Source organism: Actinacidiphila sp. DG2A-62 (assembly GCF_035825295.1).
Classification (GTDB): Bacteria; Actinomycetota; Actinomycetes; order Streptomycetales; family Streptomycetaceae; genus Actinacidiphila.
In genome coordinates this window covers 5,746,141-5,770,665 of the sequence record NZ_JAYMGI010000002.1, presented here as the reverse complement: position 1 = coordinate 5,770,665, position 24,525 = coordinate 5,746,141, and the positions used below count along the sequence as shown (strand labels likewise).

Here is a 24,525-nt window from a genome sequence, read left to right as displayed (position 1 = left end):
CCCAATCAACAGGAGGGCCGCGCGGTGTTCACCTTGCCTTTCCTACCGCCAAGCCGTGCACGGCCACGACTTGTAGGAGCGGCACTCCGGTCCATACAGGTAGCCCTTCCAGACCCAGCCGGCCGATCCCGCCCGCAGACCCCCGTGGCTGCGCTTGGTCAGCCGCACGTGCATCCAATGCCCCGACCACCCGAGCACCTGCACCCGGTCGCCGCGGTACAACTGCCCCCGCACGTAGCCGCGGAAGTTGGACTTCGTGCGGAACCGCAGCCCGTTGACGCGCGGTGACGAATACTGCACCCGCGTCGGAGACTTGTCCGCCACCCCGTACGACGGAGCACGCGCCACGCGCGGCACAGCGACAGGTGCACGACTCCCCACTTCGGGCAGCCCCGAGGCCGACGCCGCCTGCACACTCAACAAGGCCACAACCGCAAGCACCACGGCCAGCACGAGCGCGCGCAGTCCGTCCCGCGAACGCGAACCCACCATCTTGATCGTCCCTTCGCTCGGCGCACGACGAGGCAACCACTCACTAGGTCGCGACTCATCCTGATAAGCATTGAGCATGGAATGACACGTCGGCGGCCGTCAACGGCTTATCGCCTGGTGCGGGCGAGTCTCCCGACAGCGCACCCCCGGTCGGAAAGGGTCAGCCGGTCGGGTCGTCGGTGCGGTGCCGGGTGGCCCAGTCCTCGCGGGCGGCGGTGAGTTCGGGGGCGACGGAGTCGGTCAGGTGGTCGGCCAGGGCCCGTAACCGCCGGCCGAGGTCGGCGACGCCCGCCGGGTCCAGATCGGTGATCCACCAGTCGTCCACGACCTGGACGTTGACCACCGGCAGCTCCGGATCACCGTCCTCGCCGAACGGCCGGCAGTCGATGGTGACGACGAACACGCCCGCGTCCACCGCCGGGTCCACGCCCTGGGTCACCGGGACGATCAGACCACCCCGGTTGGCCTGATGCCCGATGGCAGCCAGTTCCAGGTGCAGCCGCTCCGGGCGCACGCCGCTCCTGCTCGGGTCGTCCTCCGCCCACCACGGCAGATAGCCGCGCACGACCTCACCGTTGGTGGTCGACACGGCCCACGTACGGGCCGCCCGCGCGCCCGGCCCGCATCCGCGCCCGCTGTCCTCCGAGGACTTCACGAACGCACCTCACTCTGATCCCCGGCGCAAACCGCCCAGACCACCTTGCCGGGCCCGTCCCGGTCCGCGACTCCCCATGCCCCGCGGGTCAGTGCGTCCACCAGGCCCAGACCGCGCCCGGACTCCTCCTCCACCGACGCATCGCGGGGTTCGGGTTTGCCGTCCCCGGCGTCGTGCACCTCGATCCGCACCCCGTCCGCCAACCGCTCGAACCGCGTCGCGATCAGATTCCCGTACGGCGGATGCGCATGCGTGATCGCGTTCGTCACCAACTCCGAGACGACGACATCCGCGCTGTCCGCGACCGATGAGAGCCCCCACACGCCCAGGTGCTGTGCCAGCAACTTGCGTACCCTTCCGACGGATCGGGCAGCGGGCGGCCACAACTTCTGGACGACGGACGGACACTCCTCGCCGATCTCCGCCCTCTCGGCGGGGGTCTTCACTCCGACCCCGAATACATGAACGGATGACGGTTAGGCTCTTGCATGTCGACGCTCCTCGCAGGCGTTGGCCATGCCCCCGGGCCGGTCGCACGGTCGCGGGGGTTCTTGTCTGCCTGAACCAAAGCCGTGGAGTCTGCGTCTGGGCCACACTTGATGAGCAGAGCGCATCGACGTATGCGCGCTGCGCATACACGTGATGGGCCACCAGCGCCGATGGACCTACCGTCCGGGAGAGCAACACGCATGAATGTGCCGAGGCAGGCAATCCGCGAAGCATCACGCGGCGGCAACTACGGACGAGTGATCCAGCTCGCCCGCAAGGACTTACGACTCAGCCAACGGCAACTCGGTGAAGTGTGCGGCATAACCCAGTCCGCCATCTCTCGACTCGAAGCCCATACGACCGGCCCCTACAACATGAACACCCTGGCGAAAGCAGCCGCCTATCTGGGCATCCCACCCCACCTGGTCGGCCTCGCCGACTCAGCCGCGGCCGCAACCGCACGCACGGACGGGAAAGACCCAGTGGAACGCCGAGAATTCCTGGCCGGGGCAGCGGCTGCGGTGACCGCCCCCGCCCTTGCCTCCCTGCCCAACCGGCGACAACACGAGACGACCGGCCAAGCCGACACCCTGCGTGTCGCCACCACCGCCTTTCGCCGCATGGACGGCGCGACCCCCGCCCGTCAACTGTCCGATGTTGTACTCGCCCATCTCAAGCTCATCCAACACGTAGCCCGGGACACCGGTGACGAGGCTCAGCGCGAAGCCCTGGCCGCAGTCGGCAGTGAGGCCGCCAGCCTGGCCGGCTGGCTCAGCTGGGACATGGGCGACATGGGATCGGCGCGCACCTGGTACGGGTCAGCGATCAAAGCCGCGCATCGGTCGAGGAACAAGCTGTTGGCGGCGTACCAGATCGGTAGCCTCGCCCAGATGGAAGCCGAAACAGGCAACGGAGCGCAGGCACTCAGCCTCGCGGACTCCGCGAGAAGGCAGCTTGGTGCCAGCGCTCACGCGGTGACCGACGCCTGGTTGTGCACCGTCGAAGCTCTCGCGTACGCCGCAGTCGGCGACGAACGGGCATGCGACCACGCCCTCGTCCGGAGCGGCGCAGCGGTAACGCGGATCTCCCACGAACAACCCCCGCCGTGGCCGTGGGTGTTCAACTTCAACGAGGCCAAGGTCGCGGCCTGCCGCCTTGCCTGCGGCGCGCGATTGGGTATTCCCGGCTGGATCTTCACCCGAGGCGACGAGGCATCGGCAATCAGTGCGTCGTCCCACTCCAAGCAGCGCGCACTGCTCCAACTCGACATCGCATCCGGACACTTGGCGGCAGGGCGTCTCGAAGTCGGCTATGTTCTGGCCACCCAGGCCGTGGAGACCGGGCTGCGATACCGGTCCGGTCGGGTCGTGGAACGCGCGCGCGTATTCCGCCGCGCCTATTCCTCCCACACGCCGCCGAGGATCGTCCGGGACTTCGACGAGAAGTTGCACGGCGTCTACATGTGAAGGAGCACGGGAACGTGACGCGAGTCGGAATCACCGGGCACCGCGGCCTGCCGAACGAGGTCGAGGCGCGGGTGAAACAGGCGCTCCACGAGGTCGTCGCGAGCTACCCCGCAGCGGAACTCATCGGCGTGTCCTGCATCGCGGACGGGCCCGACACCTGGTTCGCGGAAGCCGTCCTCAGCCACGGAGGCAGCCTGGAGGTCGTCATCCCCGCCGAGGGGTACCGCGATTGCCTCCCGCAGTGGCACCACGCCGCGTACGACGACCTGCTGACCCGGTCCACACAGCGACACGCCACCGGGCTACGGGACTCCGACTCCCGTGCGCACATGGCCGGCAGCGAGATCCTCGTGGACCTCGCTGACGAGGTGATCGCCGTCTGGGACGGACAGCCCGCCCGCGGATACGGCGGCACCGCCGACGTCGTCCGCTACGCCCAGAAGCACTCCGTACCCGTCCGGGTCGTATGGCCCCAAGGAGCGGCCCGGGACTGAGCTGGCTCCCCAGGGCCCCGGCGGAACCTGCGAACTGACAGACCGGGGCCGCCCTCTCTCTGACGGTACGGGCTCCGCCAGGCCCTCAAGAGCGCCTACGGCGTCGCTACGCGATGAGCAAGCTCACTCTTGACCGCCTGCCGGACCCCTGGTGCTGGCTGGCTATCGGGCGGCCCCTCCCTCGTGACGCCCGGCCGAAGCAGCGCGCCGCATCACCTCCTCCGAGGCGCGCATGAGCCTGTTTGTGCAGGTCAGAAGGCGCGTACCTCTATCGGGCGACCTCTGCGGACGGTACAATGGTGCGCATAGAGGGGACTCCTCGCGAGCAACCCACCACCGGGCGGGTGGTCCGGAGCGAACCGATCAGCCCCTCCGGGCCGGTGACGACCTGCGGCCCGCTGGGGGCACCTCCCATGCGAAGCTCTGGGGGAGGGTTACTCGCGCAGTTCCCCGCGCCCCTAAAAGTGCACGCTACGCGTGCTTCGCGCGTGCGGCCGCGCGGCCGCGCTCCTTCTGGTCGAGGACGACCTTCCGGATGCGCACGGTCTCCGGAGTGACCTCGATGCACTCGTCGTCCCGGCAGAACTCCAGCGACTGCTCCAGAGAGAGCTTGCGCGGCGGCACGATCGACTCGGTCACGTCCGCGGTCGAGGACCGCATGTTGGTGAGCTTCTTCTCCTTGGTGATGTTCACGTCCATGTCGTCCGAGCGCGAGTTCTCGCCGACGATCATGCCCTCGTAGACCTCGGTGCCCGGGTCGACGAACAGCACGCCGCGCTCCTGCAGGTTGGTCATCGCGAACGCGGTCACCGCGCCGGACCGGTCGGCGACCAGCGAACCGTTGTTGCGGGTGCGCAGCTCGCCGAACCACGGCTCGTGGCCCTCGAAGATGGAGTGCGCGATGCCGGTGCCGCGGGTCTGGGTGAGGAACTCGGTGCGGAAGCCGATCAGGCCGCGGGACGGCACGATCCACTCCATCCGGATCCAGCCCGAGCCGTGGTTGGTCATGGTCTCCATACGGCCCTTGCGGGCGGCCATCAGCTGGGTGATGGCGCCGAGGTGCTCCTCCGGCGAGTCGATGGTCATCCGCTCGATCGGCTCGTGCACCTTGCCGTCGATTTCCTTGGTGACCACCTCGGGCTTGCCGACGGTCAGCTCGAAGCCCTCGCGGCGCATCGTCTCGACCAGGATGGCCAGCGCCAGCTCGCCGCGGCCCTGCACCTCCCAGGCGTCGGGGCGCTCGGTGGGCAGCACGCGCAGCGAGACGTTGCCGACCAGCTCGCGCTCCAGGCGGTCCTTGACCAGCCGGGCGGTCACCTTGTGGCCCTTGCCGCCCTTGCCGACCAGCGGGGAGGTGTTGGTGCCGATGGTCATCGAGATGGCGGGCTCGTCGACGGTGATCAGCGGGAGCGCGATCGGGTTCTCCGGGTCGGCGAGGGTCTCGCCGATCATGATGTCGGGGATGCCGGCCACCGCGCAGATGTCGCCGGGGCCGGCGGCCTCGGCGGCCTTGCGGGTGAGCGCCTCGGTCATCATCAGCTCGGTGATGCGGACGTTGGAGGTGGTGCCGTCGCGCTTGATCCAGGCGACCGTCTGGCCCTTCTTCAGGTGGCCCTGCTCGACCCGCAGCAGCGCGATGCGGCCGAGGAAGTTGTCCGCGTCGAGGTTGGTGACGTGCGCCTGGAGCGGCGCGTCCTCGTCGTAGGTGGGGGCCGGGACGTGCTGGAGCAGGGTGGAGAAGAACGGCTCCAGGCTGTCGCTGTCCGCGGGCACGGTGCCGTCGGCGGGCTTGGTGAGCGAGGCGACGCCGTCGCGGGCGCAGGCGTAGACGATCGGGAACTCGATCTGGTCCTCGTCGGCGTCCAGGTCGAGGAAGAGGTCGTAGGTCTCGTTGACCACCTCGTCGATGCGGGCGTCCGGGCGGTCGGTCTTGTTGATGCACAAGATCACCGGAAGCCGGGCCGAGAGCGCCTTGCGCAGCACGAAGCGGGTCTGCGGCAGCGGGCCCTCGGAGGCGTCGACCAGCAGCACGACGGCGTCGACCATGGACAGGCCGCGCTCCACCTCGCCGCCGAAGTCGGCGTGGCCGGGGGTGTCGATGATGTTGATGGTGACCGGGTCCCCGCCGTCCTTGGGGTGGTACTTCACGGCGGTGTTCTTGGCGAGAATGGTGATGCCCTTCTCGCGCTCCAGGTCGTTGGAGTCCATCACCCGGTCGTCCACGTGCTGGTGCGCGGCGAACGCTCCGGCCTGCTTGAGCATGGCGTCGACCAGGGTCGTCTTGCCGTGGTCGACGTGGGCGACGATGGCGACGTTGCGGATGTCGTGGCGCGTGGACATGCTGCGGCGTTCTCCCGGGAATCGTGGATGACGTCGCGCCCCTGCTCCCGGCGCACACGCCCGCCGGGCGCACTCCCGCCACGGCCTCCCCCCATGGTACGGGCCCGGCGGCGCGGACCGGCCCGCCGCCTCCGGGGGGAGGGGGCGGGCCGGGCGGGACGCGGCGCGGGCGGCGCGGGGGCCTGGGGCTACTTCGTGAAGCCCAGGGTGGTGAAGTCGGGGGTCTGGAAGCCGAAGGCCCCGGCGTTGGCGACCGTGGTGCGCTGGGCGACGACCTCGGGGCGCTGGTAGAGGGGGATGGACCCGGCCGCGGCCCAGATGCGGGAGTCGGCCTGGGCGGTCAGGTCGCGGGCCGCGGAGGCGTCCAGCTCGGCGCCGGCCCGGTTGAGGAGCTGGTCGATCTGGTCGGTGCCGACCCGGCTGTAGTTCTGCGCGACGCTCAGCGAGCCGTCGGGCGCCGGCACCGGCTTGGCGAAGATCGGCATGTCGTCGGTGGCCGGGTAGGCGGTGCCCGGCCAGGAGTACAGCGCCAGGTCGAAGTCGCCGGAGGCGATGTGGTCCTGGAAGTAGCTGTCGTCCTTGACCTTGCTGATCTCGGTGCGCACGCCGATCCCGGACAGCATCCGGGCGATCCGGCCGCCGACGTCGTCCAGCGTCGGCGAGTCCGCGGGCAGCACCATCCGCAGCGTGAGCTGCTTGCCGCTCTTGGTCACCGCGCGGGCCGGCTCCACCACGGTCAGCGCGCCGGCCGCCGAGGTGTCGCCGTTGCCCGCGGCCTTCTCGCCGGTCTTGGCGGTGGAGCGCTGCCAGCCCGCGTCGGCCAGCAGCGCCTGGGCCTGCTCCACGTCCTGGTCGCCGAGCGCCGAGCTGTGGTCGGCGTAGCCCTGCTGGGAGGGCAGCACGAGGTGGTTGCCGAGCGGCTCGTCGGGCAGCCCGAGCGGTCCGAGCACCGCCTTGGCGATGGCCTTGCGGTCGATCGCGCGGGCCACCGCGTGCCGCACCCGCTCGTCGGTGAGCGAGGGCGAGGTGCCGTTGATGGCCAGCTGGGCGTAGGCCGCGGCGGGCGCGGTGTGCACCGCGACGCCGGCCGTGCGGCGCACCGCGGGCAGCGCGCCGGGGTCGACCTCGGCGACGTCGAGCTTGCCGGCCGCGAGCTGGGCGGCGCGCTGCGCCCGCGGCACCGCGGTCAGCACGATCGTGTCGAGCTTGGGCCGCTCGCCCCACCAGGCGCCGTTGCGCGTCAGCGTGACCGTGCCGGCCTTGGCGTCCACCGCCCGCACCGCGAAGGGTCCGGCCACGGCGGGCAGCTTGGTGCGGGCGCCGTCGTTGAACGCGTCGGGGTCGGCGGTCACCGCCTTCGGGTACAGCGGGCTGAACAGCGACCGCCAGTCCGCGTACGGCGTGGCGAAGGTGACCTGGACCTGGTGCGCCTCCTTGCCGGCGGCGACCGCCGAGATGCGGTCGTAGCCGGCCGCGCCGGCCGTCCAGTAGGCGGAGTTCCGGCCGTTCAGCGCCTTCCACTGGGCGGCGAAGTCCGCCACGCCGACCGCGCGGCCGTCGCTCCACCGCGCCTTCGGGTTCAGGGTGTACGTGACCACCTGGCGCGGCTCGGTCGCGGTGACCTCGGCCTTGGTGACGAAGTCCGCGTCGGCGTGCGGGGTGCCGTGCTGGTCCAGGGTGAACATCTGCGGCAGCGTCGCGTCCGCGATGGTCGTGGTGTCCTGGTCGGCGTCGGACTGGTAGGCGTTCAGGGTGCGCGGCAGGCTGTCGACGGCCCAGCGCAGGGTGCCGCCGTCGCGCACCTTGGCGGGCGCGACCTTGGCGAGGTCGGCGCCCGGCACCGTCGCCGAGTGAGTGCCGGAGGAGCAGGCCGAGGTGAGGCCGAGCAGCGCGCCGGCGGTGAGCGCGACGGCGATCCGGACCGCCCGGCGGGAAGCGGTCGTGGCGGGAGCGGCCGTTCGGGGAGCGGCCGGGGACACACTGCGGTTCATGGGTGACACCTCCGCGCCCCGGCGGTCCGGCGGAAGGACCCGCGGCGTCCGGGACAGTCATCTGGTCAGACGTGCTGTTTGTCGGGCAAATACGGACGCCATGGCACACCACGGCCCGCCGCCACCGACGGCCGACCCGCCGCGGCGCCCCCGCAACACCACCCGTCCGGCCGACCCCGCGCCCGGTCCGGCCCGAGATGCGGGCCCGCTTTACCACCTCCCGCGGGAATCCATGCAGCCGTCTTCCCAAGAGCCGGTGTGACGCGCGACACTCGCTTCCGCGACCGCGCGAGCGACCGATCCGCGCGAGCGGCCACGTCACACCCACCGCACGGCGGCAGATGGTGAGGGCACCCCATGTCCCTGCACGACGACCTGACCTCGGTACAGCGACGGCTCGACGACCTGATGCGCTGCGTCGCGCGGCTGGACGAGCAGGCCGGCGACACCCTCGACATGCGGCGGGTCCGCGCCGACGCCGCCCACCTGCGCGAGAGCCTCGGCCTGCTGCAGGCCTCCGCCCCCGCCGCGGCGAACGACCGCGAGGTCGACATGGTGACGGTCCCCGACGCCCCCTACGACCGCGGGCTGTGGACGGACGCCGAGGACGAGGGACTGGGCTCGCCGTACCGGCACGCGCCCTGACCCGGCCGTCCGCGGACCAGGCCCCCTCACCCCCGCTCCATCGGAGTCCCCTTTGGCCACCGGAACCACATCAGCCACCCCGGAAACACCGTCATCGCAGCCCCCGCCCGGCCGCGGCGTCCGCTCCCCCGGACGCGCCGCGATCGAGGCCCCGCACCTGCGGACCGACCGGTGGTGGCTGCCGCCGCTGGTCACCGCGCTCGGTCTCGCCGCCTTCGTGGCGTACTCGACCTGGCGGGCGTTCGCCGACGCGCACTACTACGCCGCGCCCTACGTCTCGCCGTTCTACTCGCCCTGCCTCGCCTCCCGCTGCACCGACATGAAGGGCGGCGCCGACTGGGCGCTGTTCGGGCACTGGTGGGGCCTGTCCCCCGCGCTGCTGGTGCTGGTCTTCCCGCTGGGCTTCCGGCTGACCTGCTACTACTACCGCAAGGCGTACTACCGCAGCTTCTGGTCCTCGCCGCCGGCCTGCGCGGTCGCCGAGCCGCACGCGGCGTACAGCGGCGAGACCCGCTTCCCGCTGATCCTGCAGAACGCGCACCGGTACTTCTTCTACCTCGCGCTGCTGGTGGCCGGCGTGCTCACGTACGACACCGCGCTCGGCTTCCGCGACGTCCACGGCGACTGGGGCCACATGGGCCTGGGCACCCTGGTAATGCTCGCGAACATCGCGCTGATCTGGGCGTACACCCTGTCCTGCCACTCCTGCCGGCACATCATCGGCGGCAAGCTGCGGCACTTCTCCCGCCACCCGGTGCGCTACCGGCTGTGGAACTGGGTGGGGCTGCTCAACGGCCGCCACATGCTGCTCGCCTGGTCCTCGCTGGTCAGCGTCGGCATCGCGGACCTGTACGTGTACCTGGTGTCCAGCGGCGCCTTCGACGATCCGAGGTTCTTCTAGTGAGATACGCAGAACGGCACGCGTACGACGTGGTGGTGGTCGGCGCGGGCGGCGCGGGGCTGCGGGCGGCGATCGAGGCGCGGGAGCGGGGCTTGCGGACCGCGGTGATCTGTAAGTCGCTGTTCGGCAAGGCCCACACGGTGATGGCCGAGGGCGGCATCGCGGCCAGCATGGGCAACGTCAACTCCGGCGACAACTGGCAGGTGCACTTCCGCGACACCATGCGCGGGGGCAAGTTCCTCAACCACTGGCGGATGGCCGAGCTGCACGCCAAGGAGGCGCCGGACCGGGTCTGGGAACTGGAGACCTGGGGCGCGCTGTTCGACCGCACGCCGGACGGGAGGATCTCGCAGCGCAACTTCGGCGGCCACGAGTACCCGCGCCTGGCGCACGTCGGCGACCGCACCGGGCTCGAACTGATCCGCACCCTCCAGCAGAAGATCGTCTCGCTGCAGCAAGAGGACCACGCCGAGACCGGCGACTACGAGGCGCGGCTGAAGGTCTTCCAGGAGTGCACGGTCACCCGAATCCTCAAGGACGGCGACGGCGAGGGCGGCAAGGTGGCCGGCGTCTTCGGCTACGTCCGCGAGTCCGGCCGGCTGTTCGTGATCGACGCGCCCGCCGTGGTGCTGGCCACCGGCGGCATCGGCAAGTCCTTCAAGGTGACCTCCAACTCCTGGGAGTACACCGGCGACGGGCACGCGCTCGCGCTGCTGGCCGGGGCGCCGCTGATCAACATGGAGTTCATCCAGTTCCACCCCACCGGCATGGTCTGGCCGCCGTCGGTCAAGGGCATCCTGGTCACCGAGTCGGTGCGCGGCGACGGCGGGGTGCTGCGCAACAGCGACGGCAAGCGCTTCATGTTCGACTACGTGCCGGACGTCTTCAAGGAGAAGTACGCGCAGAGCGAGCAGGAGGCGGACGGCTGGTACACCGACCCGGACCACCACCGCAGGCCGCCGGAGCTGCTCCCCCGCGACGAGGTGGCCCGCGCCATCAACTCCGAGGTCAAGGCGGGCCGCGGCACCCCGCACGGCGGGGTCTACCTCGACGTGTCGACGCGGCTGTCCGCGGAGGAGATCAGGCGCCGGCTGCCGTCGATGCACCACCAGTTCAAGGAGCTGGCCGACGTCGACATCACCGCCGAGGCGATGGAGGTCGGCCCGACCTGCCACTACATGATGGGCGGCGTCGACGTGGACCCGGACACCGCGGCGGCCCGCGGTGTGCCGGGCCTGTTCGCGGCCGGCGAGGTGGCCGGCGGCATGCACGGCTCCAACCGGCTGGGCGGCAACTCCCTGTCCGACCTGCTGGTCTTCGGCCGCCGCGCGGGGCTGTTCGCGGCCGAGTACGCGGCGGCGCTGGCCCCGGGCGAGCGGCCGGTGGCCGACGACGCGGCGGTGGACGCCGCGGCCGAGGAGGCGCTGCGGCCGTTCGCGGCGGCGGAGGCGAGCGCGGCGGAGAACCCGTACACCCTGCACCAGGAGCTCCAGCAGGTGATGAACGACCTGGTCGGCATCATCCGGCGCGGCCCGGAGATGGAACGCGCGCTGGAGCGTCTCGAGGCGCTCAAGACCCGGGCGCGGCGGGCCGGGGTGGAGGGCCACCGGCAGTTCAACCCGGGCTGGCACCTGGCCGTCGACCTGCGGAACATGCTGCTGGTCAGCGAGTGCGTGGCGCGCGCGGCGCTGGAGCGCACCGAGAGCCGCGGCGGCCACACCCGCGACGACCACCCGGAGATGGACCGCGCCTGGCGCAAGGTCAACCTGGTCTGCGAACTCGGCGCGGACGGCGCCGCGGTGGGCCTGCGCAAGCGCCCGATGGACCCGATCCGGCCCGACCTGCTCGCCCTGTTCGAGCGGGACGAGCTGCTCAAATACCTGACGGACGAGGAGCTCGACGCGTGAGTACGTACACGGCCCACTTCCGGGTCTGGCGGGGCGACGCCGACGGCGGGGAACTGCGGGACTTCCAGGTCGAGGTCAACGACGGCGAGGTGGTGCTGGACATCGTGCACCGGCTGCAGGCCACCCAGGCGGCCGACCTCGCGGTGCGGTGGAACTGCAAGGCGGGCAAGTGCGGCTCGTGCAGCGCGGAGGTGAACGGCCGGCCGCGGCTGATGTGCATGACGCGGATGTCGGTGTTCTCCCGCGAGGAGACCGTCACGATCACCCCGCTGCGGGCGTTCCCGGTGATCCGCGACCTGGTGACCGACGTGTCGTTCAACTACGAGAAGGCGCGGGAGGTCCCGGCGTTCGTGCCGCCGGCGGGCGTGGCGGCGGGCGAGTACCGGATGCAGCAGGTCGACGTGGAGCGCTCGCAGGAGTTCCGCAAGTGCATCGAGTGCTTCCTGTGCCAGGACACCTGCCACGTGGTGCGCGACCACGAGGAGAACAAGCCGGCCTTCGCCGGTCCGCGGTTCCTGATGCGGGTCGCCGAGCTGGACATGCACCCGCTGGACGCGGCGGCCGAGCGCGGGCTGAACCGCGCGTCGTCGGCGCAGGAGGACCACGGGCTCGGCTACTGCAACATCACCAAGTGCTGCACCGAGGTCTGCCCGGAGCACATCCACATCACCGACAACGCGCTGATCCCGCTCAAGGAGCGCGCGGTCGACCGCAAGTACGACCCGCTGGTCTGGCTCGGCTCCCGGATCAGGCGCCGCGGGCAGCCGTAGCGCCCCGGTACGGCGCGCCGCGGCCCCGGGCGGCGGAAGGCCGCGGGCGGGGCCGGGCGCCGCGGGCGGCCCGGAGTCGCGGGACGGCCGGAGTCGCGGGACGGCCCGGAGTCACGGGACAGCCGGAGTCGCGAGGCGGCCCGGAGTCGCGGGGCGGGCGAACCGCGCATAGCCTCCCAAAAGGAGCCACGGGGTGCGCCGTGGCGCGGCGAGCGGGAGGCGGCGCGGTGCGCAGGAGAGAGGTGCGCGGCAGACGCGGGGCCCGGGCGGCGCTGTCCGCCGCCCTCGCGGCCCTCGCGGCGGCGCCGGCGCTGGCCCTCGCCCTGACCGCCGTGCCCGCCCACGCCGCGGGCCCCGCCGCCGCGGCGCACCCGCACCGGGCGGCGGCGGCCCGGCCCGGCGGCCGGCTCGCGGCCGCGGCCGGTCCCGACCGCCTCGGACCCGCGGACGGGCCGATACCGCTGTCCCACAGCGGCCAGGTCACCGACCAGGTGGGCGCGCTGGGCGACCGGCTGCCCGAGGTGCGGGCGGCGCTGGCGCGGCTGGACCGGTCGGACGGCGTGCAGCTGTTCGTCGCGTACGTCGACGACTTCTCCGGCGGCAGCGCGCAGGACTGGGCGGACGCCACCGCGGTGAAGAACGGCCTGGGCCGTAAGGACATGCTGCTCGCGGTCGCCACCCGTGCCCGCCAGTTCGCGGTCTCCGCCGATCAGGACTCCGGGCTGACGCAGGCCCAGCTGGACGAGGTGAGCGACCGCGGCGTCGAGCCGGCGCTGCGGGTGAACGACTGGGCGGGCGCGGCGGTCGGCGCGGCCGACGGCGTCGGCGCCGTGCTGGCCGGCCGCCCGGTGCCGGCCGTCGAGCTGAGCCCGGGCCCGGCCGACCCCGGCGGCGCGGACGGCGGCGGCGCGCACACCTCGGGCACGGTGTGGGTGCCGGTCGCCGCGCTGGCCGCCGTGCTGGTGGTCGGCCTCGCGGTGCTGCGGCGGCGGGCCGCCCAGGCGCGGCAGCCCGGCCGGGCGGGCGCGGAGGGCTGGGGCGCGGCGGCCGGGCACGGACCCAAACGGCCCACTCCGCTCACCCCGCTGCCCGAGCTGGACGCGCAGGCCCGGCACCTGCTGGTGGAGACCGACGACGCGGTGCGCACCAGCCGGGAGGAGGTGGGGTTCGCCGCGGCGCAGTTCGGCGACGAGGCGGCGCGGCCGTTCGCGGAGGCGGTGGAGTACGCCGAGGGGGAGCTGACCGCCGCGTTCCGGCTGCGGCAGCGGCTGGACGACGCGATGCCGGAGAACGACGCGACACGCCGCGAGATGCTGGACGAGATCCTCTCCCGCTGCACCCAGGCCAACCGGCGGCTGGACGCGGAGTCCGAGGCGTTCGACCGGCTGCGCGCGATGGAGGCGAACGCCGACCAGGTGCTGGAGCGCGCCGAGGCCGCGGCGGCGGAGCTGCCGGCCCGGGTCGCGGCGGCCGACGACGCGCTCGCCGAGCTGGCCCGGCGGTACGGCGACGCGGCGCTCGAACCGGTCGCCGGACACCCCGCGGAGGCCCGCGACCGGCTGGAGTTCGCCCGTACCAGCCTGGAGCAGGCCCGCGCCGCGCTCGACGCCGACCGCGGCCGGGCCGCGGTGTTCGTGCGCGCCGCCGAGAGCGCCCTGGACCAGGCGGCGACGCTCGCCGCCGCGGTGACCCGCCGGGAGCAGGAGCTCACCGCGGCGGACGGCACGCTCCGCGAGGCGGTGGCCGAGTCCGAGGCCGACCTCGCGGAGGCCCGCGCGATCCTGGGCGGCCCGGACGCGGCGGGCGGTCCCGGCGGCGCTGCCGGGGGCGCGCAGCTGCGCGGGCGGGTGGGGCGGCTGGAGGCCGTGCTCGCCGAGGTGCGGGCGGAGATGGCACAGGGGCGGTACGACCCGCTCGCGGCGCTGCGGCGGCTGGAGGAGGCCGACAGCGCGCTGGACGCGGCGCTCGCCGGTGTGCGGGAGCAGGAGGAGGCCGGGCGGCGCGCCCTCGGGCTGCTGGACCAGGCGCTGCTGGCCGCGCGCAGCGAGGTCGCGGCGGCGCGGGACCTGGTCACCACGCACCGCGGCGCGATCGGCAGCCGGGCCCGTACCCGGCTCGCCGAGGCCGAGCGCCGGCTGCGCCTGGCCGAGCGGATCGCCGCGGGCGGGCCCGCGGCCGGCGGGACCGGCAGGACGGCCGGGGCGGGCGGGACGGCCGGCATGGGCGGCGCCGCGGACGCGCTGGAGCACGCGCGGGAGGCCGACCGGCTGGCCCGGCAGGCGCAGGAGTACGCCCGGCACGACGTGAGCGGTTTCGGCGGCCTCGACGGCGGCAGACGAGGAGCAGGGATGGGCGGCATGGGCGGCGCGGTCCTCGGCGGCATCCTCCTCGGCGACCTGCTGGGCGGCGGCCGGGGCGGCGGCTTCGGCGGCTTCGGCGGCATGGGCGGCGGCTTCGGCGGCGCGCCCGGCAGCTTCGGCGGCGGCCAGACCCGCGGCCGGATGGGCACGGGAGGCCGCTTCTGACCGCCGGTCACCGCCCGCCGACCCGGACGGCAGCCGCACGTCAGGCGCACGTCAGGCGCACATCAGCCGCACGTCGGGCGCCCGGCAGCCGCACGACACCCGCCCGGCAGCGCACGACAGCCGGCCGCCGCCGCGACGGCGCCGCTCGCACGTACGACCGCATCCCGCACCACCGCACGGCACAGCGTAAGGAGCACCGATGACCAAGCAGACCATCCTCGGCCGGGTGACGCAGCTCGCGAGGGCGAACGTCAACGCGCTGCTCGACCAGGCCGAGGACCCGCAGAAGATGGTCGACCAGCTGATCCGCGACTACACGAACAACATCTCCGAGGCGGAGACGGCCGTCGCCGACACCATCGGCAACCTCCGGCTGATGGAGCAGGACCACGCCGAGGACGTCGCGGCGGCGGCCGAGTGGGGCGGCAAGGCCGCCGCGGCCAGCCGCCGGGCGGACGAGATGCGGGCCGCGGGCAGCACCGCGGAGGCGGACCGCTTCGACCACCTCGCGAAGGTCGCGCTCGGCCGCCAGCTCCGCTCGGAGAAGGAGGCGGCCACCGCCGAGCCGGCCATCGCCGCGCAGAACGAGGTGGTCGCCACGCTCAGGTCGGGGCTCGACGACATGAAGGCGCGGCTGGAGCAGCTCAGGGTCAAGCGGGACGAGCTGGTCGCCAGGTCGCGTTCGGCGCGGGCCAGGAACCGGATGGCGGACGCCGTGCGCAGCGTCGACGTGCTCGACCCGACGAGCGACCTCGGCCGCTTCGAGGACAAGGTGCGCCGCGAGGAGGCCCGTGCGCAGGGCCGCCAGGAGCTGGCCGCGTCCTCGCTGGACGCGCAGTTCGAGTCGCTGGACGCGCTGTCCGACGCGGCCGAGGTCGACGCGCGCCTGGCCCGGCTGAAGTCCGGCAGCACTCGGTAGGCCGTGTCCGGCACGGCCCGGACCGAGCGTCAGAACATGCTCAGCAGGTCGTCCACCGACGGCCCCGCCGAGGCCTTCCCGCCGCCGCGCAAGGCCAGCTCGAACCACACCGTCTTGCCGCGGTGGGTGCGCCGGCTGCCCCAGCTCTGGCTGAGCATGGCGACCAGCTGCAGGCCCCGCCCGCCCTCGTCGGTCTCGCGGGCGCGGCGGCGGCGCGGCTGCATCAGCGCGCTGTCCCATACCTCGCACACCAGCGTCCGGTCCAGCAGCAGCCGCAGCCGTATGTCGCCGTAGCCGTGCCGCAGCGCGTTCGTCACCAGCTCGCTGACCAGCAGCTCGGTGGTGTCGACCAGGTCGTCCAGGCCCCAGCGCACCAACTGGTCGCGGGCCAGTTCGCGGGCCCGCGCGACGGAGGTGGGCTGCGCCTCCAGCGTCCAGTCGCCGACCTTGTCCGGCGACAGCCCCTGCACCCGGGCCATCAGCAGCGCGATGTCGTCCTCGCCGTGCGCGGTGTCCAGCGTGGCCAGCACGTGGTCGCAGACGTCCTCCAGCGGGCGCGGCCGCCCGTCGAGGGAGGAGCGGAACGCCTCCAGGCCCTCGTCCAGCGACAGGCTGCGGGACTCCACCAGGCCGTCGGTGTAGAGGGCGAGCAGCGCGCCGTCGCTCAGCTCGATCTCGATCTCCTCGAAGGGCTCGCCGCCGACGCCGAGCGGCACCCCGCGCGGCAGTTCCAGCAGCATCGGGCTCTCGTCGGGCTCGACCAGGCCGGCGGCAGGTGGCCGGCGTTGGCGATGGTGCAGCGGCGGGTCACCGAGTCGTAGACCACGTAGACGCACGTGGCGAGGTAGACCTCGGCCAGGTCCGCGTCGCCGGGGTGCTTGGTGCGGCGGCCGCCGCCGGGCGCGCCCAGTCCGCTGACCACCTGGTCCAACTCGCCCAGCACCTCGGCCGGTTCGAGGTCCAGCATGGCCAGGGTGCGGACCGCGGTGCGCAGTTCGCCCATCGCGACGGCGGCCCGCAACCCGCGGCCCATCACGTCGCCGACCACCAGCGCGGTGCGGTGGCCGGGCAGGTCGATCACGTCGAACCAGTCGCCGCCGACCTCGGTCTCCATGCTGCCGGGCAGGTAGCGACAGGCGATGTCCAGGCCCGCTGCCTCCGGGTCGTCCGGCGGCAGCAGGCTGCGCTGGAGGATCAGCGCGCGCTCGTGCTCGCGACGGTAGAGGCGGGCGTTGTCGAGGAAGATGGCGGCGCGGCCGGCGAGTTCCTCGGCGAGCATCCGGTCCCGCTCGGTGAACGGCTCGCTGCCCTTGGCCCGGGAGAACTGCGCCAGGCCGAGCACGGTGTCGCGCGCCACCATCGGGACGATCAGCGTGCACTGGACCAGCGCGCCGCCCAGGTCGTTGGCGCCCTCGCCGTCCAGCACCTGCGGCTGGGCGGTGCGCAGCGCGCGGGCGGAGGCGGAGCCGAAGCGGTAGCGGTGCACCGCGCCGACCGACACCGGGCCGTCGCCCGGCGCCATGTCGTCGTCGCCCGCCATCACCACCGGCGCGTCGGAGACCGCGCTGGCGAAGGCGACCCGGCGCACCTCGCCGCTGCCGTCGGTGATGCCGGCCAGGTCCTCCTCGCCGGACAGCAGCGCCTGGTAGAGGTCGACCGAGGCAAGGTCGCAGAAGTGCGGCACGGCGACATCGAGCAGTTCGCGCGCGGTGGTCTCCAGGTCCAGCGAGGTGCCGATCCGCGAGCCCGCGTCGTTGAGCAGCGCGAGGTTGCGGCGGGCGTGCGCGGCCTCGCGCTCGGCCCGCTGCCGGCCCGTCACGTCGACGGCCAGGCCCGCGACGCCGATCGGCCGCCCGGTGCTGCTGTGCAGCCGGTACAGCGACATGGTCCAGCGGCGGCGCGAGGGGTCGCCGGGCACGGTGCCGACCAGCGGCATGTCCAGGACCGTCTCGCCGGTCTCCAGCACCTGGCGCAGCGCCGCGCCCAGCCGGTCGGCCTCGACCCGGGACAGGAAGTCGTGCGGGCCGCGGCCCTGGTGCTGCTCGGCGGGGCGGCCGAAGACGGTGGCGAAGCGGTCGTTGACCCGGATCAGCCGCAGCTTGGTGTCGAAGAGCACGAAGCCCATCGGGGACTGCCCGAACACCGCCTGGGACGCGGCCAGGTCGGTCTCGATCTGACGCAGCGTCGCCACGTCGACGGCGATGCACAGCGCGCCCTCGTCGGCGGGCATCACGTACACCTCGGCCAGGCCGCGCACGCCCGACGCGTCGTTGTACGGCACCAGGCCGGTCCACTCGCGGCCGTCGAGGATCTCCGCGAGCCGTTCGTGGGCGCGCACCTGGACGTCCGGCGGCGCGAACGCGGCCACCGGGTCCTTGCCGAGCGCCTGGTCGGCCGCGACGCCGAAGAACTCCTCGGCGCGCTCGCTCCACTGGGCGATCAGGCCGTGCCGGTCCAGCGCGAAGGAGGCGACCCGTATGTAGTCGTAGATCGAACCGGGCGGGCTGGACTGCCAGACCGCGCCGTGCGCGGAGTCCGCTTCGTCTCCGGGCGGAACCGCCCCGGCTGGCATGTCGCTCACGCCCGACCCCTCCAGCTCAGCACACACGGACCGGTTGGAGCCGAGTATCCAGCATCAGGACCGTCCAGCACACGGTCTTGTCGATCACAGCATCATCTCGGCTCCTGGGGTACGGGGGCCGTCCCCGGAACACCGCGGTCGCTCCTTCCGCTCCCGCCCCTTCGGCATACCCGGCACGCTGCCGTCGAACCATCCCCGCCGCGGCACCGGGGAGTGACGCCCGCCACCGCGCGCTCAGGGCAGGGCCAGCTCGAACCAGACGGTCTTGCCCAGCGGGCCGTGCCGGGTGCCCCAGCGGCGCGAGGCGCGGCCGACGAGCTGCAGGCCGCGCCCGCCCTCGTCCTCCTCGCCCGCGAACCGCTCCAGCGGCGGGTCGGGCAGCGGGTCGGACACCTCCACCAGCAGCGAACCGCCGCGCACCATCCGCACCCCGATCGGGCCGTGCGCGTACCGCAGCGAGTTGGTGACCAGCTCGCTGACCAGCAGCATCGTGATGTCCGACAGCGGCGCGAGGTCCCACCGCAGCAGCGTGTCGCGGACCCGGCGGCGGGCCAGGCGCACCGCGCTGGGCTCGGCGGGGAAGGTCCAGCTCGCGGTGGACCCGGCGGGCAGCCCGCCGAGCCGGGCCATCAGCAGCGCCACGTCGTCCGGCTCGCGGCCCGGCTCCATGGTGGCCAGCAGTTCGTCGCAGGCGTCCTCCAGGGAGTGCAGCGGCCGGCACAGCGTCCGGCGCAGCCGGTCCAGGCCCGCGCCGATGTCCTTGCCGCGGGCCTCGACCAGTCCGTCGGTGTAGAGCACCAGCACCGCGCCGTCCGGCACCTCCAGCTCGGTGCTCTCGAAGCTCACCCCGCCGACGCCCAGCGGCACTCCGGTCGGCAGCTCCAGCAGCCGCGCCCGGCAGCGCTCCGGCTCGCCGGCCATGCCCTCCACCAGCACCGGCGGCAGGTGCCCCGCCTGGGCGATCGAGCAGCGCCGGGTCGAGGGGTCGTACACGCAGTACACGGCGGTCGCCATCCAGCCCTCGGCCTGGCTCTGCGCGAGGTCGTCGCCCAGCTCGTTGATCCGGCGCAGCAGCTCGTCCGGCGGCATGTCCAGGCCGGCCAGGGTGCGCACGGCGGTGCGCAGCCGGCCCATCGTGGCCGCGGCGCCCAGCCCGTGGCCCATCACGTCGCCGACCACGAACGCCAGCCGGCCGCCGGCCAGCGGGATCACGTCGAACCAGTCGCCGCCGACCTCCGCGGCGCTGCTGCCGGGCACGTAGCGGAAGGCGACCTCGACGCCCGGCGGCTCGGGCAGCGCGCGCGGCAGCAGGCTGCGCTGGAGCATCAGCGCGCCCTCCCGCTCGCGCACGTACAGCCGCGCGTTGTCCAGCGCGGCGCCGGCCCGGTCGGCCAGCTCGGTGGCCAGCGCCAGGTCGTCGTGATCGAAGGGCTCGCGGCCCCGGCCGCGGCTGATCACCAGCAGCCCGAGCACCACGCCGCGGGCGCGCAGCGGCAGCACCAGCAGCGAGGTGATGCCCAGCTCGACGGCCGCGGCGACCTTGGGGTCGTCGGGGTAGGTGGTGGCCCGCAGCTCCTCCTGCGAGGCCACCAGCCGGGGCCGTCCGGTGCGCAGCACGGTGCCGAAGACCGACGAGCCGGTGAAGGCGATCGGCTGGCCGCGGCGCAGCATCCGCGCCACCGCCGGGCTCCAGTGCACGGCGGCGATGCCGAGCTGCCGCAGCGGAGTGCCCTCGCGGTACGTCACCGAGGGCAGCTCGCCGCCGCCGGCCACCTCGGAGTGCAGGATCACCCCGGAGTAGTCGCTGAACGTCGGCACCAGCGCCTCGGCGAGCGCCTGCGCGGCGCGGTGCACGTCCAGTTCGCCGGCGATACGGGTGCCGACGTCGTTGAGCAGCGCCAGCCGGCGGCGGGCCCGCTCGGCCTTCGCCGCGGCCTGGACCCGCTCGGTGACGTCCATGACGGTCGCGCTGACGCCCAGCACCCGGCCGGCCCGGTCCACCAGCCGGTGGTACGACAGCGAGCGGTGGCCGCGGCCGTGCGGCGCGAGCGCGACCAGGTCGATCACCGGGCGGCCGGTGGCCAGGACGGTGCGCTGCAGCTCGGTGAGGTAGTCGGCGGTGGCCCGGTCGAGCACCTCGGCGACGGTGCGGCCGAGGTGGTCGGCGATCGGCAGACCGTTCATCCGGGCCAGCGCCGCGTTGACGCGGACGTAGCGCAGGTCGCTGTCGAAGATCGCCACGCCCAGCGGCGAGGAGTCGAAGAGGGAGTCCAGCGCGGCCAGGTCGTGCTCCAGCGTGCGCAGCCGGCTGGTCTCCACCATCGAGGCCAGCACGAAGGGCCGGCCGTCGCCGTCGACCAGCAGGCTCGCGCGGGTCTCGACCTGCACGGTGTGGCCGTCGCGGTGGCGCAGCGAGAGGATGCCGTCCCAGCGGCCGCCGCGCAGCAGCTCGGCGAGGATCGCCTCGGCCTGGCCGGGCTCGGGGATCGACCGCAGCCGCGGCGGCGCGCCCTGCCCGGCGCCCGCGGTGTCCATCGCCTCGGCCGGCCCGAACAGCCCGCCGACCCGCCGCCCCACGATGTGCTCGCCGGCCCAGCCGAGCACCTCCTCCGCGAGCGGGCTCCACAGCAGCACCCGCCCGCGGGTGTCGAGCATCACGACCGCGACGCGGAGGGTGTCCAGCAGCGTGCCGCTGCCGCCGGGCGGTTCGTCGGGGGCGTCGGGCGCGTGCGGGCCGCCGCCCGCGGGGTCGGGCGCGTCCGGGCCGCCGTCGTCGAGGTCGCGCGCGCCGAGAGCGGAGGGTTCGCCGGGCGCGCTGTCCCGGCGGTCGTCGGGCGCGACGTCCCGCACGTCGTCGGGCGCGGCACCCCGCGCGTCGTCGGGCGCGGCGTCGTGGGGGTCGCCGGGACGGAGGCCCGCAGCCTTGGGGTCGTCGCCGCTGGCGCTCATCGCTCGCACCCCCGACCGGGTACGGCCGGGGCTGCCCGCCCGGCCTCCTGAAGGCTTTGTGCCTTCTTACCCGATACTGCCCGTTTCGCGCCGGAAACGCCCACCCGGTGACGCAGACGGGCGGCGGCCCCCGACGCACGGGAGCCGCCTCACAGATGCGCGGCGGCCCAGGCGAGCGCGGGGCGGTCCGGGGCCAGCCAGGTGAGCGCCCGCGCCTCGGCCGGGGTGACCCAGCGCAGCGCGTCGTGATCCTGGAGGCAGCGCGGGGTGCCGTCGAGGAGTTCGGCGGTCCAGATCCGCAGCACGTAGGGGCCGGTCAGCGGCCACTCCCCCGGCACCCGGGCCAGCGGGCGGACGCCGACGCCCAGTTCCTCGCGCAGTTCGCGCACCAGCGCGTCCCGCTCGTCCTCGCCCGGTTCCGCCTTGCCGCCGGGGAACTCCCACATCCCGGCGGTGTGCGCCGGCGCGGTGCGCCGCGCGGCCAGCAGCCGGCCGTCCCGGACGAGCATCCCGCCGACGACGATCCCGCGCGTCATGCCTGGGCCGGCCGCGGCGCCACCCGCTCGATCACGTAGATCTGGCCGTCTCCGGCCGGTCCGCCGGCGGTCTCGCCCGCCGCCCGGCCGTCCGCGCCCGCGGCGCCGAGCGTCTCGGCGACGCGCTCGGCCTCGGCGCGGGTGGCGAAACGGCCGACGCGGTAGCGGTTGCCGCCGGCGTCCTGGCGTATGAGGAGCCACACCAGTTCGGGTGTCACGACGAACCCCCCTCCAGCTCCGTCAGCCGCGCCACGTTGCGCCGGTCCTCCGGGTCCGGGCTCGGGCCGCCCGCGAACCAGGCGTCGAGGATCTCCCCCAGTACCGGCGCGGAGACCGTACGCAGGCTCAGCGCCAGCGCGTTCGCGTCGTTCCACTTCCGTGCCCCCTCAGCGGTGTACGCGTCGCCGCACAGCGCGGCCCGCACCCCGGCGACCTTGTTCGCGGCGATGGACGCCCCCGTGCCGGTCCAGCAGCACACGACGGCCTGATCGGCCTCCCCGTCCGCCACGGCCCGCGCCGCGGCGGACGCGCTCCACGCCCACCCGTCGCCCGCCACCGCCGTTCCAACGGGCTCCGCGCCCCTCTCGTCGTCCTCCCGGTCGCCGTCGCTGAGCGCGCCGAACACCAGCAGGTCGTGCCCGCGCCGGCGCAACTCCTCCACCAGCCGGCGGGCCACGGGCTCATCCATGTCCGAGGAAACGGCGATGCGCATATGCCCGACCCTACGCCCGAGGTTCACGGCGCGGGTCCGCGTTGACACGAAGAGATACCGATCCGGCCAGATGATCGTCCAGAAGTTGACGGGACGTCAACCCGGCGCCGACCGAGCGTCACCGGGCTGAGGGACGGCCGCCGTCATCTCACCGACGGGCCGGCCCGGCGCCGTCACCTCACCGGCAGGTGGTACGCCGCCCGGAAGCGCTCCGCCGGGAAGACCACGTCCGCGGTCTCCACCGGCCGCCCGGACGCGTAGTACGTGCGGCGGATCTCGATCACGATGTGCCCGGGGACGCCGCCGAGCGCGGCGGTCTCCTCGGCCAGGCCGGGCCGCGCGCCGACCTCCTCGGCCATGTGGTCCACGACCACGTCGATCGCGGCCATCCGCGGCACCACGCCCTGCCCGCCGACCGGCCCCTCCTCGGGCAGCAGCACCGGCGTCCGGGCGGTCAGGCTCAGCGGCTCCCAGGACGTCGACAGCATCGACGGCTCGCCCTCGGTGCGGAACACGTACTGCGTGCGCATCACCCGCGCGCCCGGCTCGATCGCCAGCCGCTCGGCGACGTCCGGCGAGGCGACGTCCTGCACGCTGCGCGACTCCCAGGTGCCCTTGGCGTCCTCGTCGGCCTGCTCCTGCCGGTACGGGGTCGGCGCGACGGCCGGGCGGTAGCCGCTGCGCACCACCAGCCGGTGGCGCGGACGCTCGCGGACGTACGTCCCCGAGCCGGAGCGGCCCTCGACGAACCCCTCGGCCATCAGCACCTTGCGGGCCTCCAGCGCGACGGTGTCGGAGACGCCGTACTCGGTGCGGATGCGCGCCTGTGAGGGCAGCCGCGCGTGCGGCGGCAGCGAGCCGTCGAGGATCTTCCGCCGCAGGTCCTCGGCCACACGCAGGTACGCGGGCTGCTCACCGAAAGCCACGTGCCCCTCCCAGGGGTTGACTGTGAGCAACAGCTTGGCAACCCACGGTACGCATCCGCAAGTCCTGCCCTGAGCATCACGATACGTGCGGGAGCGCGGCGCGCGGCCGGCGCCGGGGCCGGTGAGGGGCCGCCGGCCGGGTCCGCGCGGTGCCGGTGACCGGCCGACCGGGGGCGTGCGCCGGCGCGCGCCGCCTCCGCGCGGACCGGTCAGACGCCGACGCTCGGCGCGGAGTCCCCGCCGGAGCCGCCGTCCGAGCGGTCGCTGTTGCGCACCGAGCCGGTCACCTTGCCGGAGCGGCCCGTGAAGAAGCACACCACGCTCCGGCCCCCGGCGGCCCAGTCCGCCCTGGGCGGGACGTAGAAGTCCGGGATCAGGGCGGCGTCGAGCCCGTCGTCGCCGAGGTAGTCCTCGGCGTCGCGCCGGCACGAGTCGCCGGCGATCTCGGCGATCGCCACCGCGCCCGGGTAGTCGTCGTCGAAGCGGTCGGCGACGGAGAAGACGCCGTACGTCTCGGCGTCGTGCTCGTCGTCGCAGGAGACGACGTTCACGGTGCTCGCGCGGTGACCGCCGCCGTAGTTCTCCGGCGGGTCGCCGACCGTGTTGAAGCACTGGCCGACCTGGAGGTCCTGCACGTCGGTGTCCCCCTCGTCGAACGCGCCGACCACGCCGAGCACGACGAACAGCGCGACCAGCGCCGTGGCCACGCTGTTGATCACGATGCCGGCGATCGCCAGGCCCCGCCCGCGCTGGCCGGTGCGCCGGATCTTCCGCAGGCCGAAGACGCCGAGCAGCAGTGCCACGAGGGGCACGCAGAACGCCGCGATGGAGACGGTGAGCGACGCGATGGCCAGGCCGTTGGTGCTCTGGTTCGGCGGCGGCCCGGGGTACCAGCCGCCGGCGCCCGGATATCCGTACCCGTATCCGTAGCCGTGCCCGTACGGACCGGGGACCTGGCCCGGCGGCGGGTACGGACCCGGCGCGTGGGGCGTCTGGGGGTACGGTCCGGGCGCCGGGTACGGGCCGGGGGCGGCGTACGACTGCTGCGGGTACGGCGCTTGACCGCCGTAGGGACCCTGCGCGGGTGTGCCGGGGGCGGGCGGCACGGGCGGTCCGGCCGGGCCGGCCCGGCCGGCGGCGGGGCGAAGGGGTCGCGCGGTGCGGGCACACCCGCCGCCACGGTCGGCTGGGCGGCGGCCTCCGACGCGGCCGGCGAGGGAGTCTCGG

General features: G+C 73.9%; 19 protein-coding genes and 1 pseudogene. 8 read left to right on the top strand and 12 right to left on the bottom strand.

Annotated elements, in window-relative coordinates; all coding sequences use genetic code 11:
- Positions 1-42: 42 nt before the first annotated feature.
- The 3 genes from VSR01_RS25950 to VSR01_RS25940 form a co-directional block, all read right to left on the bottom strand.
- Positions 43-570 (bottom strand): SH3 domain-containing protein, encoded by a 528-nt coding sequence (locus VSR01_RS25950; protein WP_326451526.1) that lies wholly within the window; start codon positions 568-570, stop codon positions 43-45.
- A gap of 82 nt (positions 571-652) precedes the next feature.
- Positions 653-1,147, bottom strand: a complete 495-nt coding sequence (locus VSR01_RS25945) for a DUF6907 domain-containing protein (protein WP_326451525.1) — start codon at positions 1,145-1,147, stop codon at positions 653-655.
- Positions 1,144-1,593, bottom strand: coding sequence for an ATP-binding protein (locus tag VSR01_RS25940; RefSeq protein WP_442785540.1), 450 nt, complete (start codon positions 1,591-1,593; stop codon positions 1,144-1,146). The genes VSR01_RS25945 and VSR01_RS25940 overlap by 4 nt, the downstream gene beginning before the upstream one ends.
- Before the next feature lie 243 nt (positions 1,594-1,836).
- On the opposite strand from VSR01_RS25940, the gene VSR01_RS25935 reads away from it, so the two are divergent.
- Positions 1,837-3,102: a helix-turn-helix domain-containing protein gene (locus tag VSR01_RS25935; protein WP_326451524.1), complete on the top strand. Its 1,266-nt coding sequence runs from the start codon at positions 1,837-1,839 to the stop codon at positions 3,100-3,102.
- Between the two features lie 14 nt (positions 3,103-3,116).
- The gene (locus VSR01_RS25930) at positions 3,117-3,596 is read left to right on the top strand and encodes a hypothetical protein (protein ID WP_326451523.1); all 480 of its coding nucleotides are present in this window, start codon (positions 3,117-3,119) and stop codon (positions 3,594-3,596) included.
- A 471-nt stretch (positions 3,597-4,067) separates the two neighbouring features.
- Here VSR01_RS25930 and typA read toward each other — a convergent pair whose 3' ends face one another.
- Positions 4,068-5,936, bottom strand: a complete 1,869-nt coding sequence (typA, locus tag VSR01_RS25925; protein WP_326451522.1) for a translational GTPase TypA — start codon at positions 5,934-5,936, stop codon at positions 4,068-4,070.
- Positions 5,937-6,124: 188 nt separating this feature from the next.
- The gene (locus tag VSR01_RS25920) at positions 6,125-7,927 is read right to left on the bottom strand and encodes an ABC transporter family substrate-binding protein (protein WP_326451521.1); all 1,803 of its coding nucleotides are present in this window, start codon (positions 7,925-7,927) and stop codon (positions 6,125-6,127) included.
- Positions 7,928-8,284: 357 nt separating this feature from the next.
- Between VSR01_RS25920 and VSR01_RS25915 the strand changes: the two genes are divergently transcribed.
- The 6 genes from VSR01_RS25915 to VSR01_RS25890 all read left to right on the top strand — a co-directional run bounded on the left by VSR01_RS25915 (position 8,285) and on the right by VSR01_RS25890 (position 15,594).
- Entirely contained in the window at positions 8,285-8,572 is a 288-nt protein-coding gene (locus VSR01_RS25915) for a hypothetical protein (RefSeq protein WP_326451520.1), read from the top strand.
- Positions 8,573-8,624: 52 nt separating this feature from the next.
- Positions 8,625-9,473, top strand: coding sequence for a hypothetical protein (locus VSR01_RS25910; RefSeq protein ID WP_326451519.1), 849 nt, complete (start codon positions 8,625-8,627; stop codon positions 9,471-9,473).
- Positions 9,473-11,380: a fumarate reductase/succinate dehydrogenase flavoprotein subunit gene (locus tag VSR01_RS25905; protein ID WP_326451518.1), complete on the top strand. Its 1,908-nt coding sequence runs from the start codon at positions 9,473-9,475 to the stop codon at positions 11,378-11,380. Before VSR01_RS25910 ends, VSR01_RS25905 begins: the two co-directional genes overlap by 1 nt.
- Positions 11,377-12,150, top strand: coding sequence for a succinate dehydrogenase/fumarate reductase iron-sulfur subunit (locus tag VSR01_RS25900; RefSeq protein ID WP_326451517.1), 774 nt, complete (start codon positions 11,377-11,379; stop codon positions 12,148-12,150). The genes VSR01_RS25905 and VSR01_RS25900 overlap by 4 nt, the downstream gene beginning before the upstream one ends.
- Before the next feature lie 242 nt (positions 12,151-12,392).
- Positions 12,393-14,675, top strand: coding sequence for a TPM domain-containing protein (locus VSR01_RS25895; protein WP_326451516.1), 2,283 nt, complete (start codon positions 12,393-12,395; stop codon positions 14,673-14,675).
- 199 nt (positions 14,676-14,874) lie between these two features.
- Positions 14,875-15,594 carry a PspA/IM30 family protein gene (locus tag VSR01_RS25890; protein WP_326451515.1) on the top strand — a complete coding sequence of 240 codons (720 nt, stop codon included), beginning with the start codon at positions 14,875-14,877 and terminating at the stop codon, positions 15,592-15,594.
- Positions 15,595-15,623: 29 nt separating this feature from the next.
- Here VSR01_RS25890 and VSR01_RS25885 read toward each other — a convergent pair.
- From VSR01_RS25885 to VSR01_RS25855, 7 genes and pseudogenes are all read right to left on the bottom strand, one after another.
- Positions 15,624-18,166: pseudogene (locus VSR01_RS25885) on the bottom strand (SpoIIE family protein phosphatase).
- 243 nt (positions 18,167-18,409) lie between these two features.
- Positions 18,410-21,124 (bottom strand): SpoIIE family protein phosphatase, encoded by a 2,715-nt coding sequence (locus VSR01_RS25880; RefSeq protein ID WP_326451514.1) that lies wholly within the window; start codon positions 21,122-21,124, stop codon positions 18,410-18,412.
- 149 nt (positions 21,125-21,273) lie between these two features.
- On the bottom strand, positions 21,274-21,660 hold the full coding sequence (locus tag VSR01_RS25875) for a (deoxy)nucleoside triphosphate pyrophosphohydrolase (RefSeq protein WP_326451513.1): 387 nt from the start codon (positions 21,658-21,660) through the stop codon (positions 21,274-21,276).
- A complete protein-coding gene (locus tag VSR01_RS25870) occupies positions 21,657-21,878 on the bottom strand; it encodes an SPOR domain-containing protein (protein WP_326451512.1) in 222 nt (73 codons plus the stop codon). The genes VSR01_RS25875 and VSR01_RS25870 overlap by 4 nt, the downstream gene beginning before the upstream one ends.
- Positions 21,875-22,372 carry an RpiB/LacA/LacB family sugar-phosphate isomerase gene (locus VSR01_RS25865; RefSeq protein WP_326451511.1) on the bottom strand — a complete coding sequence of 166 codons (498 nt, stop codon included), beginning with the start codon at positions 22,370-22,372 and terminating at the stop codon, positions 21,875-21,877. Before VSR01_RS25865 ends, VSR01_RS25870 begins: the two co-directional genes overlap by 4 nt.
- A gap of 173 nt (positions 22,373-22,545) precedes the next feature.
- Positions 22,546-23,298 (bottom strand): GntR family transcriptional regulator, encoded by a 753-nt coding sequence (locus VSR01_RS25860; protein WP_326451510.1) that lies wholly within the window; start codon positions 23,296-23,298, stop codon positions 22,546-22,548.
- 209 nt (positions 23,299-23,507) lie between these two features.
- Positions 23,508-24,404, bottom strand: coding sequence for a DUF4190 domain-containing protein (locus VSR01_RS25855; protein WP_326451509.1), 897 nt, complete (start codon positions 24,402-24,404; stop codon positions 23,508-23,510).
- Positions 24,405-24,525: the final 121 nt, after the last annotated feature.

What these genes read in the sequence shown, in the direction of transcription:
- VSR01_RS25950 (WP_326451526.1), bottom strand. Translation starts at nt 570, where the DNA reads ATGCTCAATGCTTATCAGGATGAGTCGCGACCTAGTGAGTGGTTGCCT.
- typA (WP_326451522.1), bottom strand. Translation starts at nt 5,936, where the DNA reads ATGTCCACGCGCCACGACATCCGCAACGTCGCCATCGTCGCCCACGTC.
- VSR01_RS25875 (WP_326451513.1), bottom strand. Translation starts at nt 21,660, where the DNA reads ATGACGCGCGGGATCGTCGTCGGCGGGATGCTCGTCCGGGACGGCCGG.
- VSR01_RS25915 (WP_326451520.1), top strand. Translation starts at nt 8,285, where the DNA reads ATGTCCCTGCACGACGACCTGACCTCGGTACAGCGACGGCTCGACGAC.
- VSR01_RS25935 (WP_326451524.1), top strand. Translation starts at nt 1,837, where the DNA reads ATGAATGTGCCGAGGCAGGCAATCCGCGAAGCATCACGCGGCGGCAAC.
- VSR01_RS25880 (WP_326451514.1), bottom strand. Translation starts at nt 21,124, where the DNA reads ATGAGCGCCAGCGGCGACGACCCCAAGGCTGCGGGCCTCCGTCCCGGC.
- VSR01_RS25865 (WP_326451511.1), bottom strand. Translation starts at nt 22,372, where the DNA reads ATGCGCATCGCCGTTTCCTCGGACATGGATGAGCCCGTGGCCCGCCGG.
- VSR01_RS25920 (WP_326451521.1), bottom strand. Translation starts at nt 7,927, where the DNA reads ATGAACCGCAGTGTGTCCCCGGCCGCTCCCCGAACGGCCGCTCCCGCC.
- VSR01_RS25890 (WP_326451515.1), top strand. Translation starts at nt 14,875, where the DNA reads ATGACCAAGCAGACCATCCTCGGCCGGGTGACGCAGCTCGCGAGGGCG.